Origin of the sequence: Scandinavium sp. UTDF21-P1B (assembly GCF_040750395.1) — a bacterium.
Taxonomy (GTDB): domain Bacteria; phylum Pseudomonadota; class Gammaproteobacteria; order Enterobacterales; family Enterobacteriaceae; genus Scandinavium.
In genome coordinates this window covers 82,104-98,650 of sequence record NZ_JBFLVD010000001.1, presented here as the reverse complement: position 1 = coordinate 98,650, position 16,547 = coordinate 82,104, and the positions used below count along the sequence as shown (strand labels likewise).

Sequence of the window (16,547 nt, the reverse complement as noted above, 5' to 3'; positions counted from 1 at the left end):
TACTTTACTGCTGAGCCCGTCGCAACACGCCTTTCAACAGCAGCTCAAGATGCTGAGCCTCGAAGCGATCAAACTTGAGATTTTTTGCCTCAAAACTCACGCGTCCAAACAGAAGAAGTGCGGTTACGACGACGATAATGAGCACATCACGGGGTGATATTTTCACTATCCTGCCTCCTTGCGGAGCCATGCCCTACCACAACTAATCCGGGCCTTCACCGTGGACGCAATCAAGTTGTGGAAGTTGACTGCCAGAGCCGGCTCGGTTGACAGGCTTTCATACCCGGCGGGAGCTACCCCGCTGAAAGGTCCATGGTAAGTATGCCCTCACCCGCCATGCGCATTCAGGGAACGCATGCCGGGTAAAAAGCAGCCTCACTCACCTGCAGGACTGGTTCTCGTTCCACGTTGATATTTTGCACTGTAACCCTGCAAAAAGAACGACTATTTCAGGAAGGAGCTTCACATTTGAAGATGAAAGTCAGTTGCAACGAACGTTCAAAGCGCTAAACTCTTTCCCGTGGAAGTTGATTGCCAGAACACATGCACATCCAGGCTTAAACCGGGATGTACAGGCCGCTAACCTGTTAGCATGACAAAAAAGCCGCTCGTTGAAGCGGCTTTTTTGTACCTGTCACCTGGCGAATCACGCATTCGGGTTGCTGACCACAAATCGCGTGGCGGTGAAACAATTGAGGATCTTGTGCACCAGGAACACCATCGTTAGCGTGGCCAGCAGCGATACCGTCACGGAAACGACGCGGTAGAGATCGCTGAACACCAAATCCTGTTCCGGATGCAGGTTCTGCCCGAACATGATGCCGATGGTGGTAATACTCGCAAACCCGACGCCCGCGCCCACCTTTTCCATTACGTGTAAACGCGCGCTGAACGCCAGCCCCAGGCCAATCAATGGCATCATCAACAACATATGGCTGCTGTGATCGTAGAGGATAAGCTGCACCACCAGAATATAGAGACAGGCCAGCACTACCCCCACCACGCGCCAGAGCGAACTGAGCACCGCGCCGCGATAATGCATCGGGAAAAGGATCAGGATCCCCGCCATCTGCGCCGACAGCGAATCGCTCAGATCGCACGCCTGGAAAATCACAAAAATAGCCGTTGCCACCGTGCCGGAAAGCAAAGATTCATGCCGTACGCGGGCGGCATCTTTTTCAATACGCGGTGGCGGCAGGCGAGGTTCGACGTCAGGTAGCAGAAAATGCATCAGCGCGCTCAACGCCACGGCCATCACGCTCGCCTCCATATTCGAGAACATCAGCGTGTGCCAGTTGCTGGTGGGGTAGCTCATAAAGTTGAGCATCACGCTCTGGCACACCACGCCCATCGAGCCAAACAGGAACAGCGGCCCCTGGCTCATAAAGCGAAAGCGCATCACGTAAAGCGCAAACACCACCAACGTCATGATAACCGGCCACTGTGACAGATAGCCGATGATCATCACCATTTCGATGCAGTTCATGGCAGAACTGAACACGAACTGTTTGGCGACATGACGGTTAAACACCGGCACCAGCGACAACAGCATCACCGGATAGACAACAAAGAACACGCCGTACTGCACGTTGTAGAACGTTGAAATGCTGAGCGCCAGCATCCCGGCAAAGACTATCCGCAGCGTCTGACGAAAATCATTGGCGCTATAGACGATGTTGTCGTGCGGCGTAAAAACCCGCGCCAGAGTGTTAATAGACATAATGCAGCCAGCTGACGAGGCGGATTTGCAGCCCGGAGAAAAAGCGCGCCAGCGGGCCTTCGCTGTTATAAAGCTGGACAGTGGCGCGGGCCCCCGCAGGCAGCGTTTTATCGAGGGGTTCGTTCAGCGTGACGTGAATGCGCATCCGCTGGGCGTCGCGCACCCAGCGATTCGACTCTTCCGGCTGCGAAAGCTGCCCGTTCACCGCCTGCTGTCCGGCGAGGATCCCGGCATCGCTGCTGGTGACCTGCGCGTGAAACACCTGGCCCGGCAGAGCATCAAACACCACGGCGGCAGCGGTGCCCACCCGGGTATGACGCAGACTTTTTTCACGGAAGTCCGCCACGATATCGGTGTTATCGTTCACCAGCGCCAGCAGCGCCGTACCCGCGCTGGTATACAGCCCAGGGCTTAACTGTAAGTTGCTCACCGTTCCATCCGCTTCGGCACGGATCTTCGTCCAGCCGAGCGCCAGCTGCGCTTCCTCCAGCGCATTGCGGTATTTTTGCAGCGTCACATTACGATCGTCGTTACGCTCCCCGCGCTGGATCCGCAGATTATCAATGCCCGCATTAAGCGAACTCACCGACTGCTGGCTGTTCTGCCACGCGGTGCGTACGTTATCCAGATCCTGCTGCGACACGTTCTGCATCGTTGCCAGCCGCTGGTAGCGGCCAAAAGTTGCCTGATTATTGCGGGCGGTGATTTGTGCGGTCTTCAGGTTGGCGAGCTGCGCGGCGATTTGGGCATCCAGCTGCTGATTGCTGAGCTTCGCCTGCTCCAGCGCAATCTGCGCCGCCTCCAGCTTGTTGATAAACGGTGTCGCATCCAGCTCATAAAGCAGGTCGCCCTTTTTCACCTGGCTGTTGTTGTGCACGTAGACGTGCGAAACGTATCCGGAAACGCGTGCGGACACGGGCGTAACAACGCGCATCACCGTGGAGTCCGGCGTCAGCGGGATCCAGATATCGGCGACAATAAAGTAGACAAACATCAGCAGGAAAGAGGCAATACTCACCCTTACCCAGCGGGCAAATTTTTGTTCGGGGCTCATCATTTTTCAGGTCTTATTGATTTCGTCGCGGATGTTCCGCATGTTGCAGGCGAGTTGGTTGAGCGTATTGCTGAAGGCGTCCATGACTTCGGCAGGAATCGTTTCGGTGACGCGCTGTTGACAAGTTTCGACGACAGTTGTCAGGCGTTCAAGAACTTCCCGGCCTTTCGGCGTCAGCGTCAGCAGGCGGCAGCGCTTGTCGTACGGCGATATCGTACGCAGCAAATAGCCCTGCTCTTCAAGCTGGACGAGGGTGCGCATCAGTGGGGGCAGCTCAATGCCCTGCACTTCTGCCAGCTCGCTGACGGAGACATTGTCGCCCAGCTCTTTAAGCTGCATCAGCGTGGTCCAGCTGGACTGCGTCAGGCCGGTATCGGTGATGGCGTGATCGATAATCGCGCGCCACTGACGCACCACCATCGCCATACGCATTCCCATCGGGCGGCGGGCAAACAACTCATCTTCGGTCATAGCGATCCCCTCAGTAACAGGGGATCAGACTAATACTTACCATGATAAGCATCAAGAAACACAGACAGGAAAGCGCATGGAATGTGAAAAGGGAATGCCCGGTGGCGCTGCGCTTACCGGGCCTACGAACCCACGCCGCGTGGGCCGGTAAAACGCAGCCGCCACCGGGCAATCACCATCGGGTAAAAAAGGTTAGCAATAGTCATCACGCCGCAGCCCGACATCTTTAAGCTGCTCGTCGCTGAGCCTGTCCAGCACCTGACGCGTCCGCCATGCGCGCCAGGTTTGCCGCGCCCAGCGTCCAGCCAAAACAAAAATATGGAACGGTGCTTTCGCCCGGTTTTCATAAAATTCCATCCTGCACCTCCTCTCGCTGTCGATGGCCTATCATCGCCGGGCGCAGGCTTTACAATACAGATGCAAAATGTACTTTTATTTAACATACAGATTCGCTAAAACGGAATCTGCACGGTGCTTTTTACGTCCATCTGTATGGGTTCAGGCATCTGTATGGTGAATAAAGGGGATACAGTGATGACACGCTACCAGCATCTGGCGAATCTGCTCGCCGAACGCATTGAGCAAGGGCTCTATCGGCAGGGGGAGAAACTGCCCTCGGTACGTGCGCTGAGCCAGGAGCACGGCGTCAGTATCAGCACCGTGCAGCAGGCCTATCAGACGCTGGAGACGCAGCAGCTCATCACGCCGCAGCCCCGATCCGGTTATTTTATTACTCCACGCAAAGCCCAGCCTCCCGTCCCGGCAATGACGCGCCCGGTCCAGCGCCCGGTGGATATTACCCAGTGGGATCAGGTGCTGGATTTATTGAGTGCCCGCGGTGACAAATCCATTACCGCCTTCGGTGGCGGTTCCCCGGACGTCACGCAGCCCAGCCTGAAACCGCTGTGGCGCGACATGACCCGCGCCGTTCAGCACAGCACCAGCGATATTTTCAGCTATGACACCCTGCCGGGCCGCCGCGAGCTGCGCGAACAAATCGCCCGTCTGATGCTGGATGGCGGCACCGTAGCCACTTCTGAAGATATCGTTATCACCAACGGCTGCCACGCGGCGTTGTCCATTGCGCTGTTAGCAGTGTGCGTGCCGGGTGATATCGTCGCCGTGGAATCGCCCTGTTATTACGGCACCATGCAGCTGCTGCGCGGGTTTGGCATCAAAACGATTGAGATCCCAACCGATCCGCAAACCGGGATCAGCATTGAAGCGCTGGAGCTGGCCCTCGAGCAGTGGCCGGTGAAGGGCGTGATCCTCGTGCCGAACTGCAACAATCCGCTCGGCTTTATCATGCCCGATGCCCGCAAGCGGCAAATCCTGGCTCTGGCGCAGCGCCACGACATCGTGATTTTTGAAGATGATATCTACGGCGAGCTGGCGAATGACTATCCGCGCCCGCGCACGATCAAGTCCTGGGATATCGACGGCCGGGTGCTACTGTGCAGCTCCTTCACCAAAACGGTCGCGCCGGGGCTGCGCGTCGGCTGGATTGTGCCGGGCCGCTATTACGACAGGGTGCTGCATATGAAATACGCCACCAGCGCGACCAACGTTCCGGTCACTCAGCTGGCGGTGGCAGCATTTATCCGCGACGGCCATTACCATCGCCACGTTCGCCGGATGCGGCAGATTTATCACAGCAACATGGAAACCTATACCTGCTGGATCCGCCAGTATTTCCCCTGCGATATCTGCGTGACGCGCCCGCAGGGCGGCTACATGCTGTGGGTTGAGCTACCGGAAATCGTCGATATGGTCTGCGTCGCAAAACAGCTGTGCGAGATGAAAATCCAGGTCGCACCGGGCTCGCTGTTTTCCGCGTCGGGCAAATACCGTAACTGCTTACGCATCAACTGCGCATTGCCGACCACGGAAACGCACCGCTGCGTGATGGAGAAACTCGGCGAAGCCATTCATAAGGCTATGGAGTAAGCGGGTTCGTCAGTCGAAAAAGACCATACCGGCATACGGTTTTGCACGGCATGCCGCCAGGCGCTGTGCAAGATTGCCGACGTGAAGTTCCAGACGATGGCCGTCGGGATCGAGAAAATAGTGCGATGCGCCTTCACTTCGGTTCTGTTTCCATACCACCGCACCAAACGTTTCAAGTTGCTTCACCACGTTCGGGAAATCCTCCGCAGAGAGTGAAAAAGCATAATGGGTATAATCCCGCTTATCCGTCACTGCGGCGTCCTGCGACAAACAAAGCCATAAGTCGCCACAGCTAAAATAGGCTCCCTGCTCCCAGCGCGCATGGAGCTTCATACCGGGAAGCTGTTGATAGAAGACAATACTTTGGTCGATATTGGTTACCGCAAGCGTCAAATGATTCAGGCCGGTCAGCATAGTGTTTTATCCCTCAGCACGATTCAGAGGGGTCAGAATAGCAGACCCGCAACGGGCCTGCCGGAGACAAACTGACGCTAAATCTCTTACCCGGCCAGGGCTTCTGCCATTTCATCCATCAGCGCGAGCTCTTCCCTGCTCAGCAGCTTCTCGATATTCACCAGCACGATCATCCGGCTTTCCAGCACCCCAAGGCCGAGCAGATAGCGGCTGGAAAGCACAGACGCCACATCCGGGGTCGGTTTGATCTGATCGGCATTCATCGACAGCACATCCGCCACGCCGTCCACGACAATGCCTACCACGCGATCGTTAAGGTTCAGGACGATCACCACCGTGCTATCGTCATCTTCCGTAAACGGCAGCTGGAAGCGCACGCGAAGATCGACGATAGGCACGATCACGCCCCGCAGGTTGGTAACGCCGGAGATAAAGTCAGGTGAGTTCGGGATCCGCGTCACACGATCGCAGCCGCGAATTTCCTGTACTTTCAGGATCTCAATGCCGTACTCCTCCGCACCGAGACGAAAGACCAGATACTCCTGCGCCAGGGCATCGGGACCGTCAAATTTGTTGTTCATGGCTGGCGTCATGCTGTTACTCCTTCCACGCCGGACGTCAACCGGTCGCTGTTTCTGTGTCGATGGGTGAGCGTCATCATTTCCACCACGTCGAGGATCAGCGCCACGCTGCCGTCCCCGAGAATTGTGGCGGCAGACACGCCCGGTACTTTTCGGTAGTTTTGCTCAAGGTTCTTCACCACCACCTGCTGCTGGCCGATTAGCTGGTCGACCCACAGCGCGTAGCGGCAGCCTGCACTTTGCACAATCACCACAATGCCTTCTTCTGTGGCGCTCTCTCCGGCAATGGAGAAACGCTCACGAAGATTGACCAGCGGCAAATATTCGCCGCGCACCTGCAGCAGACGCTGTTCACCAACGAAGCGGCAGAGCATTTCTTCTTTTGGTCGCAGCGATTCCATCACTGCGCTAAGCGGCAGGACGTAAATCTCTTCTCCGGTCTTCACCAGCATGCCGTCAAGGATAGCCAGCGTCAGCGGCAGAATAATACGCACGGTCGTGCCTTCATCAGGCTTTGAGAGCACATCTACGTGCCCGCCCATCGCCAGAATGTTGCGTCGGACCACGTCCATGCCGACCCCGCGCCCGGAAACATCCGTCACGCTCTCCGCCGTCGAGAATCCGGCGGCAAAGATCAGCATCCAGACCTCGTCATCACTGAGCGTATCGCTGACGCTCATACCCTGCGAGCGGGCTTTGGCGAGGATCTTCTCCCGGTTAAGCCCCGCGCCGTCGTCGCTCACTTCAATGACGATATTGCCGCCGTGATGTTCAGCGGAGAGCGTCAAATTGCCGACCGGCGATTTCCCCTTCGCCACGCGGGCCTCTTTCGCTTCAATCCCGTGATCGAGGCTGTTGCGCACCAGATGAGTCAGGGGATCGATAATCTGTTCAATCAGGCTCTTATCAAGCTCCGCCGACCCGCCGTTCAGCGTCAATTCGATCTCTTTATTCAGCCTGCTGCCCAGATCGTGAACCAGCCGCGGGAAGCGACTGAACACGTAATCCATCGGCATCATGCGGATAGACATCACCGACTCCTGCAGCTCGCGGGTGTTGCGCTCCATCTGCGCCACGCAGCTCAACAGAAGGTCGTGGCTGGCAGGCTCCAGCGTGTTGGTCAGTTGGGAGAGCATCGCCTGGGTGATAATCAACTCGCCGACCTGGTTGATGATTTGGTCAACCTTGCTGACCGCCACGCGAATACTGCCCGACTCCTGATTCGCCGCCCGCGGTGCGCTTGCCGGGCGGGCCGGTGCCGCCACGGGGACGGCCTCCGCTACCGTTTGCGGCACGCTGACAGCAGGTGCAGGCGCTGCGGCTTCGGCGGCGCAGACAGGCGCAATCGCAATCTGCGAGGCATCCAGCACAAAGCACAGCACGGCGGTGATGTCGTCGGCCGAGGCGTTGGTCGACAGCGTCACCGTCATGCTGCTGGCGGTGGTTTCGGCCTGAAGAATTTCGCCCAAATGGGCCAGCTCTTCGCGCAGCAGCGCCTGCTCCTCACTTTCAACCCGGCTTAGAGTCACGCACAGCATGGTTTCCCCGGCGCTGACGACGGGTGCGGCTTGGGGGGTGAGCACCGGTTCGACAGCAGCGCCCTGCTCCTGCAACGCAATTTCTCTCAGGGCTTCACAGATATAGCGGAAACTCGCCTCATCGGGTTCCTGCGACGCCTGATAGGCTTCCAGCTGCGCTTGCATAATGTCCTTACTTTCCAGAAATAAGTTAATGATCGACCGGGTAAGCTGAAGCTCATCGCTGCGCGCCTGATCGAGCAGGTTCTCCAGCAGGTGAGTCGTCTCCTGCAACGCAACAAAACCGAAAGTCCCGGCACCGCCTTTTAATGAGTGGGCGGCGCGGAAGATGGCGTTAAGCTGCTCTTTGTCCGGCGAGATTAAATCGAGCTGAAGCAGTTGCTGTTCCATTTCGGCCAGCAGTTCTTCCGCCTCAGTAAAGAAAATCTGTGAAAAATCATTCATGTCCATCGGTATAACCCTGCACCGGTTTTACCGATGTATTTTGCGACGGTGTATTTTCCATCAGGATCTCCTGCTCTTTCGGCTTGCTGAGCACCAGAATGCTGATTCGACGGTTCTTCGGATTATCCGGGGCGACATCCTCCAGCGGCATCCGGCTGGCGGTGCCGATCACGCGTAAAAAGCGCTCGTCGCTCAGCCCGGCGCTGACCAGAACCCGGCGTGCGGCATTAGCACGTCCGGAGGAGAGTTCCCAGTTGCTGTAGCCGCCGTCGCCGCCCGCGTAGGGCAGAGAATCGGTGTGCCCGGTCAGGCTCAGCTTGTTCGGCAGCTCGTTGAGCAGCGGCACCAGCGCCTGCAAAATCCCGTTCATATACTGCTCCGGGCGCTCGCTGCCCACCTTAAACATCGGGCGGTCTTCGGTGTCCGTAATCTGGATAAGCAGGCCATCGTTGGTCAGCGTCAGCAGGATGTTGGATTTAAAATTATTGAGCCGCGGATCGGTTTCGATCATCGCCTGTAGCTTCTCTTTGGCCTGGCGCAGGCTCTGCACGCGCTTTTGCCGCTCCATACTGTCGAGCTTGCCCTTATACACTTCGCCTTTCTGCTTGATAGGGTCATCACCCCCACCGGGGATCACGCTATCGCTGAGGCTGGTCTTATCGCCGTTGGCCATTGACGGCTTGAGCGGCATTCGGAAGTAGTCGGCGATCAGCTCCCGCTGCATATCGGTTGACTGGGAAAGCAGCCACATCACCAGGAAGAATGCCATCATCGCGGTCATAAAATCGGCGTAGGCAATTTTCCAGGTGCCGCCGTGATGCTCGCGTTTCTTCTTTTTGCGCTTGCGCGCAATGATCACCGGGGATCCATTTTTCATGCGGCAGCATCCGTGGCTTTGGCTTTGATGGTGGCGTTGGATTTTACTTCACGCACATGATCTTCCAGCTCTTCAAACGACGGGCGCTCGCTGGTGAAAATGGTTTTACGGCCAAACTCTACCGCTATCTGCGGCGCATAGCCGTTGAGGCTGGAGAGCAGCGTGACCTTAATACATTGCAGGATTTTGACCTGATCGGTGCTCTTCTGGCGCAGCAGAGTGGCCAGCGGCAGGACGAAGCCGTAGGCGATAAGAATACCGAGGAAGGTACCGACCATCGCGTGGGCAATCAGCATCCCGAGTTCCGCCGCCGGTCGGTCCGCCGCGCCGAGGGCGTTCACCACGCCCATGACCGCCGCCACGATGCCGAACGCCGGGAAGGCGTCGCCGACCGTGTTCAGGCTGTGTGCCGGGACTTCCAGCTCTTCTTCGCAGGTTTCAATCTCTTCGTCCATCAGCGCTTCAATTTCATGCGAGTTCATGCTACCGCCGATCATCAGGCGGAAGTAATCGAGGACGAAGTTACTGAGCATCGGGTCGCTCAGCAGGCGTGGGTAGGCACTGAAAATATCGCTCTCTTGTGGATTTTCGATATCCTTTTCCAGCGACATCAGGCCCTGCACGCGGCTTTTGGAGAGCAGCAAAAACAGCAGCGCCATCAGATCCATATACACGGCTTTGTTATAGCGGCGGCCGACAAACAGCTTCACCACCGCGCGGCCGGTAGCCTTGAGTGATTTGACGTTATTGCCAACGATAAACGCCCCCACGCCAGCGCCGCCGATAATCAGCAGCTCCACCGGCTGGAACAGGGCCGCCATTTGGCCACCCGCCAGCATAAAACCACCAAAAACGGTCACAATAACAACAAGATAGCCAATGATAACTAACACAACTGCTCCTTTTTATTTCCTCTCTGATGCAGCCTGAAGCCGCATCATCTAAATGCCATCCTGTGTCCCGCAACCTGTCATTGGATCAGGCCGTGACCGCCATCTGCGGAGGCACCGCAAACGGGTTTGGCCGTTCGCTGTGACTCACCTGCGATTTCTTAAACGCACGCGACGGTGGGCTGCACAGGCTGCAGGTAAACGGGTTTTTGATGAACTCCGTCGTGACCACAAAGTTGCCCTGGCAAACGTTGCAGGCTTTGTGGGAAATAATGCCGCAATCAATAAAACGTAATAATGTCCAGGCGCGGGTCAGACCCAATACCGGCTTCTCATCCGCCGAGGTGCTGCACTGCTCCAGATATAAGCGGTACGTTTTCATCAGCGTCTCAATCGGACGCGCCTTTGTCGTCTGTTTCAAATAGAGGTAAATGTTATAAAACATCGACGAATGAATATTTTGTTCCCAGGACATAAACCAGTCCTCGGAAAAAGGCAGCATGCCTTTTGGCGGCGGACAGCCACGCAATTCTTTATACAGACGTAAAAGACGACGACGGCTTAACGACGTTTCAGATTCCAGAACCTGCATCCGTGCGCCCAGCGAAATTAATCCCATCGCGATATTTACATCTTCAATTTCTTGCAGCAGGCTTTTCTCACACATTCCAGCCACCTCGCTCTGCGACAACCGGATCTTCGCTCAGAGAATTAAGCAAATTGGTCGATAAAATAATCCCGGTATGAATTTGCTGCAGCGCTTCAATACGTGAATCTTTGGTCAGATTTTCAATCACCACTTCATCGTCAACGCGTAAACGACAAATCAATTGATTGGTCGCCGCCAGCTTCATTAATTGTGGCAGAGACAGCTCTTTCAAATTATCAATCGTTCCTTCCGCCAGCCCCAGGCGAAAACCGGCGGCAAATTTATCCTGGCGAATTAACTGCTGAGCGAGCAGCAGGTAAGACAAATTGATATCGTGGATATGTTGTAAGTACTCATCAAAGTTAGACACAGAAAACGCCTCAATATTCATCAGCCATACGCTGGCAGAGTCAACAATGGTAATTAAGATTACCGGACTGATGCAGAGGATCTTTTGGCATTGAGATGTCTGAGCCCCACGAAGGAATAACTCAGTCAATTATCAAATTTTCAATTCAATGCCAAAGGATGGCTGCACCGTGAAACTGAGAAAATCATATCCACTAAGAAATTTCCGTACAACGGCCCAGAAAAGCCCTACAGGCACGTTAACCACACAACCAACTGATTAAATTGACAAAATAGAGATGTTAAACCTTCTTAATTGTCAGAATGTTAACATAAATCATTCAGGTTAAAGGTGATTAACAATGTTAATGTTATCCTGATGTTATTACTTTGCTTCATGATCCATACGACTTCGTAACCGTTTTATCGCCAGGCTGTGCAATTGGCTGACCCGCGTCTCGGTAATATCCAGTACCAGTCCTATCTCTTTCATGTTCAAATCCTGCTGATAGTACAATTGCAGAATGCGCTGTTCTCGTTCCGGGATCACCCGAATATGCTCGGCGATATTCTCAATCAAATTTTGCTGTATCGCATCGTTCACCGGATTTAATGCGGCATGTTCATCCCCGCAGTTCTCCCACGTATCAGCAAAATTTTCCTGGAGTTCATCCATCGAGTACATCTGGCTGCTGTTATTATCCGCCAGCATCTGATGAAACTCTTTTAGCGACACGCCCATCCGTTCAGCAATATCGACTTCGGTGGCCTCGCCCCCTTTTTCCTGTTCAATTTGCTTAATGATGGCGCTAATTTCCCGCGAGTGCGTTCGCACCCGTCGCGGCACCCAGTCACGCTCTCGTAATTCATCCAGCAATGACCAACGTACACGTTGTGTAATCCAGGCACTGAGCGTCACGCCTTTTTTAGGATCGAAATTTTCAATCGCCCCTAAAAAACCCATGGCCCCGGCCTGAATAAGATCATCCAGCTCGACGCTAGCGGGCAGGCGCTTTTGCAAACGCAATGCTTCCTGCCGTACTAAGCCATGGTATTTCGACCATAATGCCGTTTTGTCTTCCAGCCCTTCAGCCGTATATATGCCGTCCACGTTCCCTTCCACCCTATATTCTCAGCGAGAATTATCCGGTGAAAATGGGCATTCAAATAGTGCGATAAGCTTTTATAAAAATGCCCAATCTGTTCCTTCAGACACGATGATTTTCTATGTTCAGAATAACCACGAGAACTGCCGATATTTATATACGTAAAGTCCTTATCAGAACGTTTCCCACTGCGCGTTCTCTTTATCGATAGTCACCGTATGACGCGAAGCGGTGCTCCCTTCCGGCGGCTGTTTTTTCGCCACTACACCTTCGCTGCTCAGCACAAACTGTGCCACCAGCTGTTCCAGCGAATCGGACTGCACTTCCAGCTCACCTGCGGCAAGGGCAGCTTCTTCCACCATCGCGGCGTTCTGCTGGGTCACCAGATCCATCTCATTGACCGCCTGAGAAATCTGATTGATGCCCGCGCTCTGCTCATCGGAAGCCGAGGTGATTTCGCCCATAATCTGCGTCACCTGCGCCACGGAGCTGACAATCTCCTGCATCACGGCGCTGGCCTGTGTCACCTGACGCGAACCGGTGTCCATATTATTGACGCAGACGTTGATCAGCTGATTAATCTCTTTCGCCGCATCGGCGCTGCGTTTGGCGAGGTTACGCACCTCTTCTGCCACCACTGCAAAACCGCGCCCCTGCTCACCGGCACGCGCAGCCTCGACCGCGGCGTTCAGCGCCAGGATATTGGTCTGGTTCGCAATGCTGTCGATAACGCTGATGATGTCGGCAATCTGACGCGAGCTGTTGGTGATTTGCACCATGATGCTTTCCAGACTCTTCATCGCTTCGCCGCCGTGCTCGGCGTTGTTGCTCGCACTTTCAGCCAGCTGACGCGCCGCATGGGCGTTATCGGCATTCTGACGTACGGTGGTTTTGATCTGTTCCATGCTGGCCGCGGTTTCCTGCAATGCCGCCGCCTGCTCTTCGGTACGCGAAGAGAGGTCGTTATTGCCGTGGGAAATTTCCTGCGCGCTGCTGTGAATGTGCTGCACGCTCTGGCGAATGCCGAGAATGGTGCCGGTCAGTGAGGTCCGCATCAGCTCCAGCTCGTTGAGCATTTTGCCTATTTCATTGTCGCTGCCGGTTTCCACCGCGTTGCTCAGATCGCCTGAGGCCACTTTTCTCAGCACCGCGACGGTCGATTCCATGCGGCGCACCAGGGTCTGACGCAGCCAGTAACGCACCGCTAACAGCATGGCAATGGCCATAATCACCACGGCAATACCGACGCTAATCATCCGGTGATAATCGCTTTCAGCCTCATCGATATAGCTCTGGCTGTGACGGGTCGTTTCGGTTTTATAGCGATCGATTTTCTCACGCAGCATGGTACGCAGCCCCATTTCACTTTCCAGCGAACCGCTGTACTCCTGCGGACGGTGCAGATAGTCCATGCGCGCTAACGCGACCGCATAAACTGTTTCAAAGGCGAGCTTTACGTCTGCAGCCGCTTTCTCTTCCTGCGGGGTATTAAACGGAGACGACATGAACGCGTCCATTTTTTCCTGCGCGGATTTGAGGATCCCCTGAGTATTTTCCACCAGCTTGCCCGGCAGCGCATCGCCGTGTGAGGAAAGCAGCATCAGGCCATTGATGTTCGCCAGCGCGGCGCTGATATTGTAGGCCGCATCGCGCATCTGATCGTTATTTTCCGAGGCGACCAGAATACGTTTGAAATTGTTGTTATTCGACATAGAGTTAGAGACCGAGAAGGCCGTCACTCCGAAAAGAGTAATCGCAAACAGACCGATAATCAGGCTGATGGCGGTATAAATTTTGAGCTTATTTAACATGACCGTTATCGCTCGCGACAGACAGCACCGGCCGTGTGCCGCAAGCACCTATATAGTGAAGAGAAGAGAGAAAGCGCGTTACTTATTAAACAAATTCATTTTCTGCATCGACTGGAACACCAGCATCGATGCGTTCAGCGCGTATTCCGACATTTTTGAATCCATAATCAGCGACGTCATGGTGCCGTAGTCGGAACCAATGGCGTTTTGCACTTTGATGATGGTGTCGTTAATCAGGTTGTCGCCGGTCAGATCGAGCGCATCAAGCTGCTGCATATTGGTCCCGAGCTCCGCCTGCGCCTTGCCCAGCCGTTCAATGCCGCCGCGCACGGCCTCGCTTGCGACGCTCAGCGCGGCCTTCAGCGCGTCTTCATCGATAGGCTCACGCAACAATTCCTCTATTGCGCCATCAAGGTCACCAAAGATATCGCCGAACACCTCACTGCCAAGATGGCTGACCTGCATTTCGGTGTTATCGGTGATAGTTTGCTTACGCACCGCACCGCCACCCATATAGGTGCCATCGTCGCTGAACGCCGGAGCATCGGTCTTGAAACCGGAGAAAATATAGCGCCCGTTGCCGTCGCGGCTATTGGCTAAATCCATCAGGTTGGCACGGATACCGGCAATCTCTTTGCCGAATGAGTGCAAATCATCCTCGTTCCAGGTCCCGTTTTGGGCCGAGACGATTTTTTCGGTCAGGCTGGTGGTCAGCAGGTTGCCGACCGAGCTTAAGATATGATCTTCATGCTCCATGGCGCTGCGGGCATCGCCGCGTGCGCTGCGGTACATTTCGAGCTTCGCCAGCGCGTCCTGATATTTCACCGCATCCGTCGCCCCTTTCGGGTCGTCCGACGCGCGCAGCAGCGATTTACCGGCGGTGAGACGCAGATAGACGTCGTTGTTATCACTGACGCGCTTCGACATGCTCTCAGCGCTTTGTTTAAACATATAAAGCGTACTTAATCGCATCCTGTATTCCCTTATCTAATCGAAAGCAGCGTGTCAAACAGTGAGGTCGCGGTTTGCAGAATTTGCGAGTTCGCCTGGTAATACTGGTAAAACATCGCCAGGTTGACGTTCTCTTCGTTCATATCCACCCCGGTCAACGCCTGCTTGGTGTTGTACTTGGTATCAAGATCGATTTCCGCAGAGGTCAGCCCCGACTGCACCGCACGGGCGTTAGCCCCGATGGTGCCGACCAGCTTGGTATAAGCCCCGGTCAGGGTGTCACCGCCGACCAGCTTCTCATCCTGAATTTTCAGCAGCAGGGTCAGGTTGTCGTGATCGCCCGGGCCACCCTCTTCATCGCCCGCCGCGGCAAGTTTGTCCGCGCTGTCAATTGCCCGGCCAATGCCTTCCGCCATTCCCGCCATTGGGTTCAGCGTGAAGCTGTCACCGTCGGCAACGCCCGCCGGAAGATCAATCTGCACACCTTCAAAGGTCAGGGTTGGCTGCATACCTGGCATGACTTCCGCCTCAACAGTTCTGCCGTCTGCGGTGGTCACCGTCCAGCTTCCGCCCTCAAAGCTGATGATGTAATCGTCTGCCCTGACCCTCGACGGGTCCGTCACCCGAATGCTGTCCATCTTGCCAGTGCCGGCATTGCCGTTGCTGGCACGGGCCTTGATGTCCGGCAGCGAGAACAGCGGTTCACCCGGGTCCCCATTCCGATCGAAACCTTGCGTATGCTGCTCGTTGAAGCGGGTCGCCATCTGGAAGGCAATCTGGTTCAGCTCATTGCGGGCAACGGTCAGGTCTTCATTGCGGAACTTAAACAGCCCGGCGAGACGGCCCTGGGTAATGCTGCTTTCGTTAATCGGCGAAGCCTTGCCGTCACTGCCCACGTAGGAGACGATGGTTTTGTTCGGATCGCTGGCGGACGGTGAGGTTTCCAGCTTGTAAGACGTCCCGCCGGAGACCAGCGGACGACCGTCGGCAAGAGTGACGTCAACGCGACCGGTAATTTTGTTTTCGGCTACATCAATACCAATCTGCTCGCTCAGCTTTTCCAGCAGCGCATCACGCTGGTCCAGCAAATCGGCTGGCGGCGTGCCGTTCTGCCCCTGAATACGCTCCAGTTGAGTGTTGATTTCCGCCAGCTGTTCCGTGTAGCTGTTGATGTCTTTCGCGGTCTGCTCAATATGGGTATTGGTGCTTTTTTCCAGACCCGACAGGCGTTTACCGCTTTCGTTAAAACGCTGGGTCAGCGCCCCGAGGGAGTTAAATACCGCCGAGCGGGACGGGCCATCGCTGGCGTTGCCTTCCAGGGTCGCCATCGCTTTGAACAGGTTGTTCAGCGATACCGAGACGTTATCCGACTCGTTGCCGAGCATATCGTCGATATCGGAGAGCTGTTCATGGCGGCCCTGAAGCGCCGACCAGTTTGAGATGGAGCCGCGCAGCTGGTTGTTGGCAAACGCATCGTACGCACGCTGCACGCCATTGACCTTCGCGCCGTAGCCGTAAAAGCCGTTGGGGGTCGCCAGGCCGCCGGATTCCGCGATAATAATATCGCGACGGCTGTAGGTCGGGGACATGCCGTTGGTCAGGTTGCTGCCGACCACGCTGATTGCCGCCTGGGCCGTACTCAGGCCGCTTCTCGCTAAACTAAAGAGATTATTCATAACAATCCAACAGGTTTCGTGGTTGATGACCGGGGGACTCTGCCGGTCAAAAAAATCAGTGTTCTGTTTA

17 protein-coding genes are annotated in these 16,547 nt (G+C 55.4%); 1 reads left to right on the top strand and 16 read right to left on the bottom strand.

Going from position 1 to position 16,547, the window contains the following annotated elements:
* Nucleotides 1-4: 4 nt before the first annotated feature.
* The 5 genes from AB1287_RS00565 to AB1287_RS00545 form a co-directional block, all read right to left on the bottom strand.
* Entirely contained in the window at nucleotides 5-166 is a 162-nt protein-coding gene (locus AB1287_RS00565) for a hypothetical protein (protein WP_312629800.1), read from the bottom strand.
* Nucleotides 167-646: 480 nt separating this feature from the next.
* On the bottom strand, nucleotides 647-1,720 hold the full coding sequence (locus AB1287_RS00560; protein ID WP_435616613.1) for a DUF2955 domain-containing protein: 1,074 nt from the start codon (nucleotides 1,718-1,720) through the stop codon (nucleotides 647-649).
* On the bottom strand, nucleotides 1,710-2,777 hold the full coding sequence (locus tag AB1287_RS00555) for an HlyD family secretion protein (protein ID WP_312629802.1): 1,068 nt from the start codon (nucleotides 2,775-2,777) through the stop codon (nucleotides 1,710-1,712). The genes AB1287_RS00560 and AB1287_RS00555 overlap by 11 nt, the downstream gene beginning before the upstream one ends.
* 3 nt (nucleotides 2,778-2,780) lie before the next feature.
* On the bottom strand, nucleotides 2,781-3,245 hold the full coding sequence (locus AB1287_RS00550; RefSeq protein WP_312629804.1) for a MarR family transcriptional regulator: 465 nt from the start codon (nucleotides 3,243-3,245) through the stop codon (nucleotides 2,781-2,783).
* Between the two features lie 192 nt (nucleotides 3,246-3,437).
* Nucleotides 3,438-3,602, bottom strand: a complete 165-nt coding sequence (locus AB1287_RS00545) for a DUF1127 domain-containing protein (protein WP_312629805.1) — start codon at nucleotides 3,600-3,602, stop codon at nucleotides 3,438-3,440.
* A 177-nt stretch (nucleotides 3,603-3,779) separates the two neighbouring features.
* On the opposite strand from AB1287_RS00545, the gene AB1287_RS00540 reads away from it, so the two are divergent.
* The gene (locus tag AB1287_RS00540) at nucleotides 3,780-5,192 is read left to right on the top strand and encodes a PLP-dependent aminotransferase family protein (protein ID WP_312629808.1); all 1,413 of its coding nucleotides are present in this window, start codon (nucleotides 3,780-3,782) and stop codon (nucleotides 5,190-5,192) included.
* Nucleotides 5,193-5,201: 9 nt separating this feature from the next.
* Here the strand turns inward: AB1287_RS00540 and fos are convergent, their stop codons facing one another.
* From fos to flgK, 11 genes are all read right to left on the bottom strand, one after another.
* Nucleotides 5,202-5,606: a fosfomycin resistance glutathione transferase gene (gene fos, locus AB1287_RS00535; RefSeq protein ID WP_435616612.1), complete on the bottom strand. Its 405-nt coding sequence runs from the start codon at nucleotides 5,604-5,606 to the stop codon at nucleotides 5,202-5,204.
* A gap of 86 nt (nucleotides 5,607-5,692) precedes the next feature.
* A complete protein-coding gene (locus AB1287_RS00530; RefSeq protein ID WP_435616611.1) occupies nucleotides 5,693-6,199 on the bottom strand; it encodes a chemotaxis protein CheW in 507 nt (168 codons plus the stop codon).
* Nucleotides 6,196-8,175, bottom strand: coding sequence for a chemotaxis protein CheA (gene cheA, locus AB1287_RS00525; protein WP_435616610.1), 1,980 nt, complete (start codon nucleotides 8,173-8,175; stop codon nucleotides 6,196-6,198). The genes AB1287_RS00530 and cheA overlap by 4 nt, the downstream gene beginning before the upstream one ends.
* Entirely contained in the window at nucleotides 8,162-9,046 is an 885-nt protein-coding gene (motB, locus tag AB1287_RS00520; RefSeq protein ID WP_435616609.1) for a flagellar motor protein MotB, read from the bottom strand. Before motB ends, cheA begins: the two co-directional genes overlap by 14 nt.
* A complete protein-coding gene (motA, locus tag AB1287_RS00515) occupies nucleotides 9,043-9,939 on the bottom strand; it encodes a flagellar motor stator protein MotA (RefSeq protein ID WP_435616608.1) in 897 nt (298 codons plus the stop codon). The genes motB and motA overlap by 4 nt, the downstream gene beginning before the upstream one ends.
* A gap of 85 nt (nucleotides 9,940-10,024) precedes the next feature.
* Nucleotides 10,025-10,603 carry a flagellar transcriptional regulator FlhC gene (gene flhC, locus AB1287_RS00510; protein ID WP_435616607.1) on the bottom strand — a complete coding sequence of 193 codons (579 nt, stop codon included), beginning with the start codon at nucleotides 10,601-10,603 and terminating at the stop codon, nucleotides 10,025-10,027.
* A complete protein-coding gene (gene flhD / locus AB1287_RS00505) occupies nucleotides 10,596-10,976 on the bottom strand; it encodes a flagellar transcriptional regulator FlhD (RefSeq protein WP_436799811.1) in 381 nt (126 codons plus the stop codon). The genes flhC and flhD overlap by 8 nt, the downstream gene beginning before the upstream one ends.
* 342 nt (nucleotides 10,977-11,318) lie before the next feature.
* Nucleotides 11,319-12,044, bottom strand: a complete 726-nt coding sequence (fliA, locus tag AB1287_RS00500) for an RNA polymerase sigma factor FliA (RefSeq protein ID WP_435616667.1) — start codon at nucleotides 12,042-12,044, stop codon at nucleotides 11,319-11,321.
* 168 nt (nucleotides 12,045-12,212) lie between these two features.
* On the bottom strand, nucleotides 12,213-13,850 hold the full coding sequence (locus AB1287_RS00495) for a methyl-accepting chemotaxis protein (RefSeq protein ID WP_435616605.1): 1,638 nt from the start codon (nucleotides 13,848-13,850) through the stop codon (nucleotides 12,213-12,215).
* A gap of 78 nt (nucleotides 13,851-13,928) precedes the next feature.
* Nucleotides 13,929-14,822 carry a flagellar hook-associated protein FlgL gene (gene flgL, locus AB1287_RS00490; RefSeq protein ID WP_435616604.1) on the bottom strand — a complete coding sequence of 298 codons (894 nt, stop codon included), beginning with the start codon at nucleotides 14,820-14,822 and terminating at the stop codon, nucleotides 13,929-13,931.
* 11 nt (nucleotides 14,823-14,833) lie between these two features.
* Entirely contained in the window at nucleotides 14,834-16,477 is a 1,644-nt protein-coding gene (gene flgK / locus AB1287_RS00485; protein ID WP_435616603.1) for a flagellar hook-associated protein FlgK, read from the bottom strand.
* Nucleotides 16,478-16,547: the final 70 nt, after the last annotated feature.